This is a genomic window from Variovorax guangxiensis (genome assembly GCF_003952165.1).
Classification (GTDB): Bacteria; Pseudomonadota; Gammaproteobacteria; order Burkholderiales; family Burkholderiaceae_C; genus Variovorax; species Variovorax guangxiensis.
Genome location: NZ_RXFT01000011.1, coordinates 180,890 through 196,533, shown reverse-complemented (window position 1 = coordinate 196,533; position 15,644 = coordinate 180,890). Strand labels below are relative to the sequence as shown.

13 protein-coding genes are annotated in these 15,644 nt (G+C 70.2%); 10 read left to right on the top strand and 3 right to left on the bottom strand.

Annotation, left to right across the window (positions count from 1 at the left end):
* The first annotated feature begins 114 nt into the window (after nt 1–114).
* The 4 genes from EJP67_RS24115 (at nt 115) to EJP67_RS24100 (ending at nt 4,828) form a co-directional block, all read left to right on the top strand.
* On the top strand, nt 115–339 hold the full coding sequence (locus tag EJP67_RS24115) for an XRE family transcriptional regulator (RefSeq protein WP_126024249.1): 225 nt from the start codon (nt 115–117) through the stop codon (nt 337–339).
* A gap of 93 nt (nt 340–432) precedes the next feature.
* On the top strand, nt 433–3,063 hold the full coding sequence (gene mutS, locus EJP67_RS24110; protein ID WP_206169546.1) for a DNA mismatch repair protein MutS: 2,631 nt from the start codon (nt 433–435) through the stop codon (nt 3,061–3,063).
* A gap of 34 nt (nt 3,064–3,097) precedes the next feature.
* Nucleotides 3,098–3,937 carry a proteasome-type protease gene (locus EJP67_RS24105; RefSeq protein WP_126024247.1) on the top strand — a complete coding sequence of 280 codons (840 nt, stop codon included), beginning with the start codon at nt 3,098–3,100 and terminating at the stop codon, nt 3,935–3,937.
* Nucleotides 3,938–4,027: 90 nt separating this feature from the next.
* On the top strand, nt 4,028–4,828 hold the full coding sequence (locus EJP67_RS24100; RefSeq protein ID WP_126024246.1) for an alpha/beta fold hydrolase: 801 nt from the start codon (nt 4,028–4,030) through the stop codon (nt 4,826–4,828).
* A 20-nt stretch (nt 4,829–4,848) separates the two neighbouring features.
* On the opposite strand, the gene EJP67_RS24095 is transcribed toward EJP67_RS24100, so the two are convergent.
* Nucleotides 4,849–6,321 carry an amidase gene (locus tag EJP67_RS24095; protein WP_126024245.1) on the bottom strand — a complete coding sequence of 491 codons (1,473 nt, stop codon included), beginning with the start codon at nt 6,319–6,321 and terminating at the stop codon, nt 4,849–4,851.
* A 120-nt stretch (nt 6,322–6,441) separates the two neighbouring features.
* Between EJP67_RS24095 and EJP67_RS24090 the strand changes: the two genes are divergently transcribed.
* The 6 genes from EJP67_RS24090 to EJP67_RS24065 all read left to right on the top strand — a co-directional run bounded on the left by EJP67_RS24090 (nt 6,442) and on the right by EJP67_RS24065 (nt 12,281).
* Nucleotides 6,442–7,695: an RNA polymerase sigma factor gene (locus EJP67_RS24090; protein WP_126024244.1), complete on the top strand. Its 1,254-nt coding sequence runs from the start codon at nt 6,442–6,444 to the stop codon at nt 7,693–7,695.
* Nucleotides 7,696–7,748: 53 nt separating this feature from the next.
* Nucleotides 7,749–8,129 carry a YciI family protein gene (locus EJP67_RS24085; RefSeq protein ID WP_126024243.1) on the top strand — a complete coding sequence of 127 codons (381 nt, stop codon included), beginning with the start codon at nt 7,749–7,751 and terminating at the stop codon, nt 8,127–8,129.
* Nucleotides 8,130–8,226: 97 nt separating this feature from the next.
* The gene (locus EJP67_RS24080; RefSeq protein ID WP_126024242.1) at nt 8,227–9,030 is read left to right on the top strand and encodes an SDR family NAD(P)-dependent oxidoreductase; all 804 of its coding nucleotides are present in this window, start codon (nt 8,227–8,229) and stop codon (nt 9,028–9,030) included.
* A 62-nt stretch (nt 9,031–9,092) separates the two neighbouring features.
* Nucleotides 9,093–9,689, top strand: coding sequence for a GNAT family N-acetyltransferase (locus tag EJP67_RS24075; RefSeq protein ID WP_126024241.1), 597 nt, complete (start codon nt 9,093–9,095; stop codon nt 9,687–9,689).
* 70 nt (nt 9,690–9,759) lie between these two features.
* Complete coding sequence (locus EJP67_RS24070; protein ID WP_126024240.1) at nt 9,760–10,467, top strand: response regulator transcription factor; 708 nt, start codon at nt 9,760–9,762, stop codon at nt 10,465–10,467.
* A complete protein-coding gene (locus EJP67_RS24065; RefSeq protein ID WP_126024239.1) occupies nt 10,377–12,281 on the top strand; it encodes a sensor histidine kinase in 1,905 nt (634 codons plus the stop codon). Before EJP67_RS24070 ends, EJP67_RS24065 begins: the two co-directional genes overlap by 91 nt.
* Before the next feature lie 4 nt (nt 12,282–12,285).
* On the opposite strand, the gene EJP67_RS24060 is transcribed toward EJP67_RS24065, so the two are convergent.
* On the bottom strand, nt 12,286–14,634 hold the full coding sequence (locus EJP67_RS24060; RefSeq protein ID WP_126024238.1) for a cytochrome P450/oxidoreductase: 2,349 nt from the start codon (nt 14,632–14,634) through the stop codon (nt 12,286–12,288).
* Nucleotides 14,635–14,645: 11 nt separating this feature from the next.
* Entirely contained in the window at nt 14,646–15,620 is a 975-nt protein-coding gene (locus tag EJP67_RS24055) for a Bug family tripartite tricarboxylate transporter substrate binding protein (RefSeq protein WP_126024237.1), read from the bottom strand.
* Between the last annotated feature and the right edge of the window lie 24 nt (nt 15,621–15,644).

Sequence of the window (15,644 nt, the reverse complement as noted above, 5' to 3'; positions counted from 1 at the left end):
CTTCAGGCCGGCGGCGAACCCGGCGCCGCGCGCAGGCCGGCAATACGCGCATTGAACGTAGAATGCCCGCGGCACTTTCACCCGTGCGCGCAGGCGTCATGCGCCATGCCTCCCATGCCCTCCCCGAACAAGCACTCCAGCCCCTCGCCCGCCGCCGTCCGCGACGCCCGCATTGCCGCGGGCCTCACGCAGACCGAGGCCGCGCAGACGGTCCAGGCCTCGCTGCGCGGATGGCAGCAGTGGGAGGCCGGCGACCGCTCGATGGCGCCGGGCCTCTTCGAGCTGTTCATGCTCAAGACCAGGCAGTGGCCGCTCGAGGGCGGCCACCGGGCCGGCTGAACGGAGCGCCGCGCGGAAAATGCCTAGGAACGTCCCCCACCTGCCCCCCATGCCCCGCGCGCCGGCGGCATGGATCGCAAGCAACTGATTGAAATGACCAAGACAGACCTCTCTGGGCACACGCCGATGATGGCCCAGTACCTGGGCCTGAAAGCCGACCATCCGGACACCCTGCTGTTCTACCGGATGGGCGATTTCTACGAACTCTTCTGGGCCGACGCCGAGAAGGCCGCGCGCCTGCTCGACATCACGCTCACCCAGCGCGGCCAGTCCGCCGGCCAGCCGGTGGTGATGTGCGGCGTGCCCTTCCACTCGGTCGACACCTACCTGGCCCGCCTCATCAAGCTGGGCGAATCGGTCGCCATCTGCGAGCAGGTGGGCGAAGTGGGCGCCGCCAAGGGGCCGGTCGAGCGCAAGGTGGTGCGCGTGGTCACGCCCGGCACGCTGACCGACTCCGAGCTTCTCAACGACAAGGCCGACTCGCTGCTCCTGGCCGTGCATGCGGGCGCGCGCAACTTCTGCGGCCTGGCCTGGCTCAGCGTGACCGGCGCCGAGCTGCGGCTGGCCGAGTGCCCGGCCGACGCGCTCGAAGCCTGGATCGCGCGCATCGGCCCCAGCGAGCTGCTCTACAGCGCCGAAGTCACGCCCGCCTTCGAGCAGCGCCTGAAGGCCGCGCGCGCCGCCACGCCCTTCACGCTTTCGCTGCGCCCGGCGTGGCAGTTCGACGGCGGCCTCGGCGAGCGCAAGCTGGCCGAGCAGATGGGCAGCAACAGCCTCGCGGCCTGGAACGCCGAATCGCTCGCCAACGCGCACGCCGCGGCGGCCGCGCTGCTGGGCTACGCCGAGCACACGCAGGGCCGCGCGCTCTCGCACGTGCAGCGCCTGTCGGTGGAGCGCGACGGCGACCTGATCGAGCTGCCGCCCACCACGCGGCGCAACCTCGAACTGGTGCAGACACTGCGCGGCGAAGATTCGCCCACCATGTTCTCGCTGCTCGACACCTGCATGACCGGCATGGGCAGCCGCCTGCTCAAGCGCTGGCTGCTTTCGCCCCGGCGCGACCGCTCCGAGGCGCAAGGCCGCCTCGAAGCCATCGGCGCGCTGCAGGCCACGGCCCCCGGTGCCACGGCCGCCCCCTGGCGCACGCTGCGCGAGCAGCTCAAGAACACCAGCGACGTGGAACGCATCGCCGCGCGCATCGCGCTGCGCCAGGTGCGCCCGCGCGAACTGCTGGCGCTGCAGCTGGCGCTCGCGAAGGCGGAGCAGCTCGCACCGATGCTGCCCGCGGCGTCCGCCCTGCTCGGCCAGATCGCCGAACGGCTCGCCCCGCCGCCGGGCTGCGCCGCCTTGCTGACCAGCGCCATCAAGCCCGACCCATCCGCGCTGGTGCGCGACGGCGGCGTGATCGCCACTGGCCACGACGCCGAGCTCGACGAGCTGCGCGCCATCAGCGAGAACTGCGACGACTTCCTGCTCAAGCTCGAGATCAGCGAGCGCGAGCGCACCGGCATCGGCAACCTGCGGGTGCAGTTCAACCGCGTGCACGGCTTCTACATCGAGGTGACACAGAGCGCGCTCTCCAAGGTGCCCGACAACTACCGCCGCCGCCAGACGCTGAAGAACGCCGAGCGCTTCATCACGCCCGAGCTGAAGGCCTTCGAGGACAAGGCCCTGAGCGCGCAGGACCGCGCGCTGGCCCGCGAGAAGTGGCTCTACGAGCAACTGCTCGACGCGCTGCAGCCCTCGGTGCCCGCGCTCACGCAGCTGGCGGGCGGCCTCGCCACGCTCGACGCGCTGTGCGCGCTGGCCGAGCGCTCGCACACGCTGCACTGGCGCGCGCCCAGCTTCGTGTCGCACCCGTGCATCGAGATCCAGCAGGGCCGCCACCCGGTGGTGGAAGCACGGCTGGCCGAGAAGTCGTCGGGCGGCTTCATCGCCAACGACACGCAACTGGGGCCGCAGCAGCGCATGCAGGTCATCACCGGCCCCAACATGGGCGGCAAGTCGACGTACATGCGGCAGGTGGCGATCATCGTGCTGCTGGCCTCCATCGGCTCGCACGTGCCGGCGGCCGCCTGCCGGCTCGGGCCCATCGACGCCATCCACACCCGCATCGGCGCGGCGGACGACCTGGCAAACGCGCAGTCGACCTTCATGCTGGAGATGACCGAGGCCGCGCAGATATTGCACAGCGCCACCGCCCAGTCGCTGGTGCTCATGGACGAGATCGGCCGCGGCACCAGCACTTTCGACGGGCTGGCGCTGGCCGCCGGCATCGCGGCCCAGCTGCACGACCGCAGCAAGGCCTTCACGCTGTTCGCCACGCACTATTTCGAGCTGACCGAGTTCCCGGCCACGCACCACGGCGCGGTGAACATGCACGTGAGCGCCACCGAGGCAGGCCGCGACATCGTGTTCCTGCACGAAATGCAGCCCGGCCCGGCCAGCAAGAGCTACGGCATCCAGGTGGCGCGGCTGGCGGGCATGCCCGCGGCGGTGGTCAACCACGCGCGGCAGGCGCTGGAGGCACTTGAATCGCAGCATGCGCAAACTCGTGCACAGGTCGACCTGTTCGCGCCGCCTCCGGTGGCCGAAACACCCATGGCCAGCGCCGTAGAATCCGCGCTGGCCGCGCTCGACCCCGACACGATGAGCCCGCGCGAGGCCCTCGATGCCTTGTATGCCCTTCAGAAACTGAACAAACGTGAACTCGGCGCCGCATGACCCGGCACAGTTCATGCCAGATGAACCTGAACCCATGACTTACTGCGTAGGCATCAAACTCAACGCCGGCCTGGTGTTTCTCTCCGACTCCCGCACCAACGCGGGCGTGGACCACATCAGCACATTCCGCAAGATGATCGTCTACGAGCAGCCGGGCGACCGCGTCATGGTCCTGCTGTCGTCGGGCAACCTGAGCATCTCGCAGTCGGTGCGCGAGATCCTCCAGATCGAGGAACTGCGCGAAACCCGCGAGGACGGCAGCCAGGGCGCCCCCATCACCATCTGGAACGCCAGGAGCATGTTCGATGCCGCACGCGTGCTGGGCTCGGCGGTGCGCCATGTGTACGACCGCGACGCCGAGGCGCTGAAGCACGCGGGGCTCGACTTCAACGTGTCCTTCATCTTCGGCGGGCAGGTCAAGGGCGAGGGCATGCGCCTCTTCCTGGTCTACGCGGCCGGCAACTTCATCGAGGCCACCACCGAGACGCCCTACTTCCAGGTCGGCGAGTCGAAATACGGCAAGCCCGTGCTCGACCGCGTGCTCACGCCCGAGACGCCGCTGGACGAGGCCGCCAAGTGCGCGCTGGTGTCGATGGACTCGACCATGAAGTCGAACCTGTCGGTCGGCCTGCCGCTGGACATGGTGGTCTACGAGGCCAACAAGCTCGAGACCGACCGCGTGATCTGCATCGACGCCGACAACCCCTACTACCGCATGGTGCACAACAGCTGGGGCCAGAAGCTGCGCGAGGTGTTCGACAGCATCGAGGACCCGGTGTGGGACGACAGCCATACCGAGCACCCGCTGAAGATGCCCGCGACGCGCCACAGCCCGCTGCGCAAGATCTCGACCCCCGACGAAAAGCTCATCTGAAATGATGCCCCCCGGCTTGCCACTTCGTGTGCTTCTCCCCCCCCCGAGGGGGAGGCTCGGCCGCCTTGGGGCGGCCCGGCGACGGCCGTGATGCCCCCCGTCGTCTTCTCGCACGGCAACAGCTTTCCCGCGAGCACCTACCGCGTCGTCCTCGACAGCCTGCGCAACCGCGGCTTCGAGGTCGACGCCATCGAGAAATTCGGGCACGACCCGAAGTACCCCGTCACCGACAACTGGCCGCACCTGGTGCAGCAGCTGGCCGACTTCGCCAAGGCGCGCGCCGACCGCGCGGGCGGCCCGGTGTTCCTGATCGGCCATTCGCTCGGCGGCTTCCTGAGCCTGATGTGCGCCGCCCAGCACCCCGAGCTGGCGTGCGGCGTGCTGCTGATCGACTCGCCCATCCTCGGCGGCTGGCGCGCGAACACGCTCAACGTGGTCAAGCGCACGCCGCTCATGAAGAGCGTGTCGCCCGGCGCCATCAGCCGCAAGCGCAAGAACAGCTGGGAGCACCGCGGGGCGGTGTTCGAGCACTTCCGCAGCAAGAAGGCCTTCGCGAAGTGGGACGAGCAGGTGCTGCACGACTACATCGACCACGGCACCTTCGACGCGGATGACGCACGCGCGCTGAGCTTCGACCGCGACGTCGAGACCGCCATCTACAACACCCTGCCCCACAACCTGGGCGCGCTGCTGCGCGCGCACCCGCTCAAGTGCAAGGCGGCCTTCATCGGCGGGCGCCAGTCGGCCGAGATGAAGCGCGTGGGCATGGCGATGACGCAGAAGGTCACCCGCGGCCGCATCGCCATGCTGGACGGCACGCACCTCTTCCCGATGGAAAAGCCGCTGGCCACCGCGGCCGCCATCGAGGCCGCGCTGCGCAACCTGCTCTGAGCCGCCAGCCGGCGGCCCCGTCACGCCTGCGTGACGTGCACTCCCGGCCGGCGCCCCGCATTCCACTTGCCGCCCAGCGCCCGCTCGATCTGCGCGGCCAGCTGCAGCAGCAGCCCGTCGTTGGCCTGAGCCGCCTGCGCCTGGATGCCCAGCGGCAGGCCGTTTTCCTGCGCCGCCATCGGCAGCGAGATGCCCGGCATGCCGCACAGGTTGGCCAGCGGTGTGTACGCGAAGTTCTGCCAGAGGTTGGCGAACCAGTCGTATACCGACGGGTTCGTGCTGGTCGTCAGGTACTCGCTGGTGCCCACCTTGGGCGTGGGCAGCGCGGTGATGGGCGTGAGGATGATGTCCCAGCGCTGGAAGAATTCGCCGAAGGCGCGCGAGGTGGTGTTGAACACCGCCTGCATCTTCGCGCGCTCGGTGTAAGAGGTGTGCAGCCCTGCTTCCCAGATCTTGATGTTGATCGGCTCCAGCAGCTCGGCCGGCGGACGCTCCAGGCCCAGCCGGCGCAGGTGGCCGTCGATGACCTGCGCGAAGTTGCTGATGTAGCAGGTGGTCTGGGCGTCGAAGGCGGCCTTGAAGTCGATCTCGGGCAGCACCCATTCGACGTGATGGCCCAGCCCCTCGAGGAACTTGCCCACCCGCTCCAGCTCGGCCACGAAATGCGGCGTGGCCCTGAAATCGCCCCACTCGTGCGACAGCGCGATGCGCAGCCGCCCCGGATCGCGCTGGATGAGCTCGCTGTACGGCTCGGCCGGTGACCAGAAGGGCATGAACTCGCCGGGCGCGCCGCCACGGCAATGATCGACGAAGGCGGCCGTGTCGCGCACGGTGCGGCTGTGGCAGCCCTGGATCGACACCAGCCCCGAAAGATCCGACAGCCCCGGCGCCAGCGAGAACACGCCGCGCGACACCTTCAGGCCGATGTTGCCGTTCACGCCCGCCGGAATGCGGATGGAGCCGCCGCCGTCGGTGGCGTGCGACAGCGGCAGCACGCCTGCGGCCACGATCGCCGCCGTGCCGGCCGACGAGCCGCAGGTGGTGTATTCGAGGTCCCAGGGGTTGCGCGTGACGTGGAAGGCGTTCTCCGCCGAGCTGCACACGCCGAACTCCGGCGTGGTGCTGCGGCCCATGATGTTGAGGCCCGCCTTGCGCAGCTGCTGCGTGAGGAAGCTGTCGGCCGCCGGGCGGTGGCCCTGCATCATCATCGAGCCGAACTCCTGCAGGCGGCCCTTCAACGTGGGGCCCAGGTCCTTCATCAGATAGGGCAGGCCCGCGAAGACGCCCTCGGGGTTCATGCCGTCCTTCAGCGGATCGGCCACCACGTCGTCGAAGACTTCGACGACCGCGTCGAGCCGCGGATCGAGCCTCGCGATGCCGGCGGCCGCCTGCGCGGCCAGCTCCGCCGCCGTCACGTCACCCTTGCGGACCCGTTCGGCCAGGCCGACTCCGTCGTGGTCGGCCCATTCGCTCCAGCTCATTGCCAGCGTCATTCGCATTGCTCCATTTCTTGTTCATCGAGGAAAGTGCGTCCGATTTTGCCGAGCGTGTCGGCGCGACGCATACTGGCGCGTCCTTGGGTGAGCAGGAACGAAGGACAAACAAGCGACCGCATGACCGACGCCGACACCGCCTGGATCGCCACCACGCTGACCGCCTCGCGCCCGCGCGCGGTGGCCGCGCTGCTGCGCTACTTCCGCGAGCTCGACATGGCCGAGGAAGCCTTCCAGGAAGCCAGCCTGCGCGCCCTGCGCCATTGGCCCGAAAGCGGCCCGCCGCGCGACCCGCTGGCCTGGCTGATCTTCGTCGGGCGCAACGCGGCGCTCGACGAAGTGCGCCGGCGCGGCCAGCACGAGCCGCTGCCGGAGGACGACTCGCTCGTTTCAGACCTGGACGACACCGAGGCCGCCCTCGTCGAACAGCTCGACCAGGCGCACTACCGCGACGACGTGCTGCGCCTGCTCTTCGTCTGCTGCCACCCCGAGCTGCCGCTGACGCAGCAGATCGCACTGGCGCTGCGCGTCGTCTCGGGCCTGTCGGTGCGCGAGATCGCTCGCGCCTTCCTGGTCGGCGAGGCCGCGATGGAGCAGCGCATCACCCGCGCCAAGAAGCGCGTGGCCTCGGCCGGCATTCCCTTCGACACGCCGGGCCGGCGCGAGCGCGACGAGCGGCTGGCGGCCGTGTGCACCACCGTCTACCTGCTCTTCAACGAAGGCTATTCGGCCAGCGGCGGCGAGGAGCATGTGCGCGCCGCACTGTGCGAGGAAGCGATACGCCTTGCGCGGCTGCTGCTCGGCCTGTTCCCCGGCGAGCCCGAGCTGATGGGCCTGCTCGCCCTGCTCCTGCTGCAGCACGCGCGCGCCGATGCGCGTCTCGATGCGGGCGGCATGGTCGTACTGCTCGAGGACCAGGACCGCGCACGCTGGAACCGCGCGCTCATCGACGAAGGGCTGGCGCTGGTCGAAGGCGCACTGCGGCAGCGCAGGCCCGGCCCCTACCAGTTGCAGGCCGCCATCGCCGCCACCCACGCGCAGGCGCCGCGCGCCCGGGACACCGACTGGGCCGAGATCGACCGCCTCTACGCAGCGCTCGAAACACTGCAGCCCTCTCCCGTCGTCACGCTGAACCGCGCGGTGGCAGTGCACAAGCTGCACGGGCCGCAGGTCGCGCTGGCGCTGACCGAGCCGCTGGCCGGCGCGCTGGACGGCTACTTCCACTTCCACGGCCTGCGGGGCGCACTGCTGATGGAGTTGCAGCGCCCCGACGAGGCCCGCGCCGCCTTCGCTCGCGCCCTGGGCATGGCCCGTACCGCCGCGGAGGCCGCGCACATCCGGGCGATGCTCGACCGCCTGGGCAGGCCCGGCTGACCCGATTCCACCCCGCCCGCCACCCACGAAACACGGAAAAGAAAAGGAAGACCATGCTTTATTCCATCCTCATCTACGGCTCCGAATCCGCGGTGGCCGCCTGGGAGCCCGGTGTCGAAGAGGAAATGCTCGAACGCCACACCGACCTGCGCGAGGACCTCCAAGGCCAGGGCCGGCTCGGCACCGTGCTGCGGCTGATGCCCAATGTGGCGACCACGGTGCGCCGCGCGGGCGACATGCATCCGCTGGTCACCGACGGGCCCTTCGCCGAGACGAAGGAGCAGCTCATGGGCATCTACATCGTGGAGTGCGAGTCGGTCGAGGAAGCCACCCACGCAGCGCACCGGCTGGCCTTCGAGGGCGGCGTGTTCGAGATCAGGCCGATCACCTGGTACGACCCAGGTGTGATTGCTGCGCGCATTCCGCAGGTCTGAAGTAAAAAAAACTGCCGGCGTTGTCGGATCGGGCCCCCGCCGCCCGTCCTTGGCTGGAACGCACGCATTTCGCGGGCGGCAAACCAAGGAAAAGACGATGTCGCAGACATTCAAGGACAAATGCGTGGTGGTTCATGGTGGCAGCGGAGCCATCGGTGCGGCGGTGGCCCGCGCCTTCGCGCGTGAAGGCGCCAGGGTGTTCATCACGGGGCGCGACCGCGCCAGGCTCGACGCGGCGGTGCGCTCCATCGAGGCCGGCGGCGGGCATGCCGAGGCTGCCGTGGTCGACGCGCTCGACGAACAGGCCATGGTCCGCCACGCCGCCGAAGTGGCCGGGCGCGCCGGCGGCATCGACATCGCGCTCAATGCCATCGGCATCGTCCACGTGCAGGGCACGCCGCTGGCGGAGCTGCCGCTGGAAGACTTCTTCCTGCCCGTGCAGGCCTACACCCGGAGCTGCTTCCTCACGGCGAAGGCCGTGGCGCCGCACATGGCCAAGCGCGGCGGCGGCGTGATCCTGTCGGTGTCGACGCCGGCCTCGCGCATGCCGGGGCCGGGCTACCTGGGCCATGCGGTGGCCTGCGCGGGCGTGGAGGCGCTGTCGCGCCACATGGCGGGCGAGATGGCGGCCTTCAACATCCGTACCGTGTGCATCCGCTCGCATGCCATTCCCGAGGCGGTGACCGCCGGCTCGCACGCCCGCGAGGTGTTCCGCCCGGCGGCGGAAAGCATGGGGCTCACGGTCGAGCAGATGCTCGCGGCCAAGCCGCCCGGGCTGCTGGTGGAGCGGCTGCCCTCGCTCGACCAGATGGCCGCCACCGCGCTGTTCGCGGCCTCGGAAGGCGCCGGCGCGATGACCGGCGCGGTGCTCAACCTGAGCGGGGGCATCACGCTGGACTGAGGCCGGGCCCGACCGGGCTCCCTAGAATCGCCCGGGTCATTCCCGAACCGAGCCGATTCCGCATGCAGCCCGACTTCCCGCCAGCGCCCGCGCTGGCCGACGCCCTGATCGTCGATCCGTTCTACCTGGCGATCTCCGTCGATTTCGAGGACGACATGCCGGCGCGCAAGGCGGTGCTCGCCGACTACTTCGCCTATTCGCTGGGCGAGGCCGCGCGCACCGGCCGCTACCTCGCCGCCGAAGATGCCCGGCTCGGCGCGGCGGCCTGGCTGCTGCCGCGCGCCGATGCGCTCGACGCGGCCGAGTCGGCGGCAAAGGGCGAATACCTCGCCGCCACGCTGGGCCCGCGCGGCCACGGCAACTACCGCCGCATCGTCGATTTCATGGCCGCGCGCTCGCCGGCCGTGGTGCCGGCGCATGCCTGGTACCTGTCGATCCTCGGCATCTCGCCCTCGGCGCAGGGACGCGGGCTGGGCGCGCAACTGCTGGCGCCGACCCTGGCCGAGGCCGACGCGGCGGGTGTGCCCTGCTTCCTGGAAACCTTCACGCCGCGCAGCGTGGCCTTCTACGAGCGGCTGGGCTTCCGCGGCGAGGCCGAGCACCTGGAGCCGGTCACGAACTCGGCGTACCTGATCATGTGCAGGCCGGCTCGGCAGTAGTCGGCAGCAAACGGGAAAATAGGCAGATACGTTCCACCCGCCGCGCCAGGCCGGCCGAAGATTCCGCCGCATGTCCTCTCTTCCCGCTGAAGCCGCCGAACCCGTCTCGCTGAGCCCCACGCTGATCGTCGAGGACGATCCGGCCACGCAGGAGCGCCTGCGCCATGTGCTGTCTTCCCTCGGCTGCGACGAGAGCCGCATCTCGGTGACCGACAGCGTCGCAGGCGCCCGGCAGCTGCTGGGCGAACGAGGCTACGGCGTGGTGCTGGTGGACATCGGCCTGCCCGACGGCAGCGGGGTGGAGCTCATCGGCTGGCTGCAGGCGCACCACCCGGGCGTACCGGCGGTGGTGATCTCGGCCTGGCGCACCGAGGAGATCATCTTCGCGGCCCTGCGCGCGGGCGCCATCGGCTACCTGCTGAAGGAGCGCGACGACGTCGAGCTGGGCATCGCGCTGCGCAGCATCGAACAGGGCGGCGCGCCCATCGACCCGAGCATCGCGCGCCACATCCTCGCCTGGCTCGCATCGCACCAGCCACCGGCCGACGCGCCCGCGCAGGCGCAGGCCTGCGCAGAGGCACCGGCGGCGCTCACGCGCCGGGAGCTCAAGATACTCGAGCTCGTCTCGCAGGGCCTGAGCAACCGCGACATGGCCGAATCGCTCTCGATCTCCAGACTGACCGTGGAATGCCACACCAAGAACATCTACCGCAAGCTGGCCGTCAGTTCGCGCACCGAGGCCGTCTTCGAAGCGCGACGGCATGGCTTGCTGCGCTGAGCGGCGCGTTCGTCCTGCTTCTTCTCGCGGCCTGCCCGGCCTTCGCTGCCGGAGAAACCGCCGCTCCCGCGCTGCGCGTGGAGGCCGTGCGCGGCACCGGCTGGAACGACACCGCCCCGCCCGCCGAAGGCTGGACGCCCGTCGCCCTGCCCGACAGCTGGGCCAACCGCTGGCCCGGCTTCGACGGCGTCGTCTGGTACCGCCTGACGTGGGAGCAGCCCGAGCAGGCGCGTGAAGCCGGCCTGCTGCTGCACTACCTGAACATGGCCGGCGAGGTCTCGCTCAACGGCACGACGATCTCGCGCGACCAAAGCCTGGTCGAGCCGCTCACGCGCGCCTGGAACACGCCGCGCTACTGGCTGCTGGCGCCGCCGCTGCTGAAGCCAGGCACCAACACCCTGCTGGTGCGCGTCTCGGGGCTGGCGCCCTACCAGGCGGGGCTGGGGCCGGTCGAGATCGGCGAACCGGCTGCGATGCAGTCGCGCTTCGAGCGCGAACGGCTGGTGCGGCACGACCTGCAGGTACTGGGCCTCGCGGTCAGCGCGGCGGTCTCGGCCTTCTTCGCCGCATGGTGGTGGCTGCGCCGGCGCGAGACGGCCTATGGCTGGTTCGCGGCGATGTCGGTGCTGTGGCTGCTCTTCGCCTACAACCAGATCGCGACCAGCCCCTGGCCTTTCGGCTCCAACCATCACTGGCAGGCGCTCAACACCTCGCTGCTGCTGGTGTTCAGCGTCTCCTATCTGTTGTTCGTGCTGCGCTACTGCGGGCGCCGCCTGCCCCGGCTCGAAGGCGCGGCCGCGCTGGTGGCGCTGGCCGGCGTGCTCGACCTGTGGCTGGCGCCCGAGCCGTCGCTGGCGGCGCACAGGGCCATCTGGACGCTGGTGGGCGGCCTCACGGTCATCGTGGTGAACAGCTGCGCCCTGGTGTACGGCTGGCGCCATCGCGGCAGCCCGGTGCGCTCCATCGCGCCCTTCATGGCGATCTCGGCCGTGACGGGCGCGCACGACCTGCTGGTGTTCACGCAGGTGATCGACAGCAACGTCTACTACACCAACATGTCGTCGTACGTGCTGCTGCTGGGCATGGCGCTGACGCAGGCCGCGCGCTTCGCGCAGAGCCTGCGTCGCATCGAGAACTTCAACACCGAGCTGATCGAGGAGGTGAACGCAGCCAAGGCCGAGCTCGCCGCCACGCTGGCCCAGCAGCACGCGCTGGAGCTGGCGCACGCACGCATCGGCGAGCGCGTGAACCTGGTGAGCGACCTGCACGACGGGCTCGGCGGCATGCTGGTGGGCAGCATCGCGACGCTGGAGCGCAAGCCCGAGAACCTCAGCGCGCCGGAGCTGCTCGCCATGCTCAAGCGCCTGCGCGACGACCTGCGGCTGATCATCGACGCCACCGGCCGCGACGACGGGGCCCGCGCGCTCGGCGAGCTGCTGGTGCCGATGCGCCACCGCAGCACGGAGCTGCTCGACGCCAACGGCATCGACTGCCGCTGGCAGGTGTCGGGCATCGAAACGCTGGAATTGCCGCCCTCGCAGAGCCTGGACCTGATGCGCTTCCTGCAAGAGGCGCTGACCAACGTGCTCAAGCACAGCGCGAGCCGCCGCGTGGACGTGACGGTGGCGCGCGCGGGCGCCGAACTCCAGCTCAGCGTGCGCGACGACGGGCGCGGCTTTGCGGTCGATGACCGGACGGCCGGCGCGGGGCTGCGCAGCCTGCGCACGCGGGCCCGCCGCCTTGGCGCCGAGCTGCACCTGCAGTCGCGCCCCGGCGAGACCCGTGTGGCGCTGCGGATGCCGCTCGCCGGCTGAGCCCTCAGAGTTCGAGCACCAGCCGCCCCTCGCAGGCGCGCGAGCAGCAGGCCATCATCTTCGTGTTGGCGTCGCGCTCCACCCGCGTGAGCACCACGTCGCGGTGATCGACCTTGCCGGAGAGCACGCGCACCTCGCAGGAGCCGCACAGCCCCTCCTCGCAATCGCTCTGCACGTCGACGTTGGCGGCGCGCAGCGCGGTCAGCAGGGTCTGGTCGGGCGGCACGGTGAGGACGAGGCCCGAATCCTTCAGCTCGACCTCGAAGGCCTGTTCCTTCGACGGATCGAGCGTGGCCAGCGTGGATTCGAAATGCTCCACGCGCAGCGCGCCCTCGGGCCATGCGGCGCAGCACGCCTCCAGCGCCTGCAGCATGCGCAGCGGGCCGCAGGCGTAGACCTGCGCGCCGGGCACCGGCTGCGTGAGCAGCGCCTGCAAATCGTTGCGCCGGCCTTCGTCGGCAACGTGCAGGTGCAGCCGCTCGCCATGCAGCGCAGCCAGCTCATCGACGAAGGCCATGCTGCGGCGGCTGCGGCCGCTGTAGTGCAGCTCGTAGTCCATGCCCAGCGCCTTGGCGCGCCGCGCCATCGCACTCACCGGCGTGATGCCGATGCCGCCGGCGATGAAGATCGCCTTCTCCAGCGATTCGTCGAGCCTGAAGTGGTTGCGCGGGCCGCGGATACGCAGCCGGTCGCCGGCCTTCACGTTCGCATGCACCCAGGCGGAGCCGCCGCGGCCCTCGGGCTCGTGCAGCACGGCGATTTCGAAGGCGCCCGCGTCGTCGGGGTCGCCGCACAGCGAATACTGGCGCGAGAGTTCGGGCGTGCCGCATTCGACGTCGATGTGCGAGCCGGCCGTCCAGCGCGGCAGCGGCTTGCCATCGGGCGACACCAGGCGCAGCCTGACGACGCCCTCGGCCACCGGCGTCACGCCCTGCACCACCACGGGCCGCGCGATCGCATGCGCCGAGGGCTCGCCGATGCGCACCGGCACGCGCACGTCGCGCAGGCCAGGGTTCGCGCGCTCGGGGTTGGCGGCCGGGTCCCATTCCACCCACAGGTGCTCGGGACCGCGGAACGAGGTGTTCGGCACGTAGGTGAAGCGCTGCTCGGAAAGCCGCATGTGCGGCAGCCGGCGCGTGAACTCCTCCAGGAATATCTGCATCTCCATGCGCGCCAGGTTCTTGCCCATGCACTGGTGCGAGCCGTAGCCGAAGGTGAGATGGTCGCTGGCGTTGTCGCGGCGGATGTCGAACAGGTCGGCATCCGAGAAATGCCCCTCGTCGTGGTTGGCCGACGAGGTGACGATGAGCAGGCGCGAGCCCGCCGGCAGGTCGACGCCGCCGACCTGCGTGTCTTTGGTGACCATGCGGCGCCATGCGGCCACCGAGCCGTTGTGGCGCAGGCACTCCTCCACCGCGTTGGGGATGAGCCCCGGGTCCTCGCACAGCTCGCGCCACACCTGCGGGTGCTGCAGCAGCAGCTTCACCGCGTTGGCGGTGGCGTTGGCCGTGGTCTCGTGCGCGGCGACGATGCCGGCCATCATCATCGAGTGCAGGTACGAGTCGGTCACCACCTCGGGGTGCAGCATCTGCTTGCGGATGCCGTACTGCATCCAGCCGGGCGCGTCGGGGTCCTGGCGCATCTTGGCCAGCACCTTGCCGGCGTACTGCCAGAAATTGCCCACCGCATGCGCCACCGCCACCTGCTCCTCGGGCTTCGGGCGGCCCCAGGTGTTGACGGTGTGCGCGATGGAGTACTTGCGCAGCGTGTCCATGTCTTCCTCGGGCACGCCGAGGAAGTGCAGCGCCACGGTGAGCGGGATCTCCCACAGCATCTGGTCGACGAGGTCGGCGCGGCCGTCGTCGATGAAGCGGTCGACGTACTCGCGCGCCAGCTCGCGCACCATGGGCTCGTGGTGCTTCAGCGCCTCGGGCGTGAAGGGGTCCATCAGCGCTCTGCGGCGCGGCATGTGGGCGGGCTCGTCCTCGTTGACCAGCGTGCGGTTGAGCGCGAAGCCGTAGGAGGCCAGCACCGCGTTGGCTTCCTCGCCCGTGGGCGTGATCTTCTCCAGCGCGATGGAGGGGCTGAAGGTGATGTTGTCGCGGAACACCGCCTTGATGTCCTCGTAGCGCGTGAGCACCCAGTAGCCCAGCTTCGGGCTGTAGAAGATGGGCTCCTGCTCGCGCGCCCAGCGCACGTACTCGGGCGGATCCTGCTGGTAGCCGTCCTCGAAGGGGTCGAAGCCGGCGGCGCGCTGGCTCACCGGGCAGCCGGTGGGCGTTCGCTCGGACGACAGCGGGCCGTGCGCGACGGGGCAGCCGGAAGTGCGCGAGGACGTGGCGGTATCTGGCATGGCGGACAGCTTCAGTCGAGGGTGATCTTCAGGTCGCGGATCAGCTTGTGCCAGCGCTCGGTCTCGCTCCTGAGCAGCGCGGCGTACTGCGCGGGCGTGTTGCCGACCGGCTCCACGCCGAAGTCGACCATGCGCGTGCGCACCGAGGGCTCGTTGATGGCGGCGACGAGCTGACGGTTGAGCGTGGTCACCACATCGGCGGGCGTGGCCGAGGGCACCACCACGCCGACCAGCGCGGCGGCCTCGACGTTCTTGTAGCCGAGCTCGGCGAAGGTGGGCACGTCGGGCAGTTGCGGCAGGCGCGTGGGGTTGGCCACGGCCAGCGCCTTGACCTTGCCGCCCTTGATGAAGCCGGAGCCCGCGGCCAGGTCGACCATCATGGCCGGCAGCTGTCCGCCCACCACGTCGGCCAGCGCGGGCGCCGCGCCGCGGTACGGCACGTGGACCATGAAGAGCTTGGCCTCCACCTTCAGCAGTTCCATCGCCAGGTGGTGCGGGCTGCCCGCGCCGGCCGAGGCGTAGTTGATGCCGCCCGGCTTGGCGCGGGCCTGGGCGATGAAGTCCTTGGCGGAGTTGAAGCCCGAGTTGGCGCCGACGACCAGGATCATCGGGAACTTGCCCATCAGCGTGACGGGCGCCAGGTCCTTGGTGGGGTTGTAGCTCAGCGACTTGTAGAGCGCGGGGTTGAACACCAGCGTGCCGTTGTCGGCCGAGAGCACGGTGTAGCCGTCCGCCGCGGCGCGCACGGTTTCGGAAGCGGCCAGCGCGGTGTTGCCGCCGGGCTTGTTGTCCACCAGCACCGGCTGCCCGACCTGGGTCGAGAGCGTCTGCGCGACCGTGCGCGCCAGGAAGTCGGAGCCGCCGCCGGCCGCGTAGGGAACGATCCAGCGGATCGGCTTGGCCGGAAAGGCCTGCTGTGCGCCTGCGCTGGCGGCGACGGCAGCCAGCGAAAGAACCGCGAGGCAGCGGGCGAAGTGCTTCTTCATGAGGGAGTCTCCGTGAGGGATTTT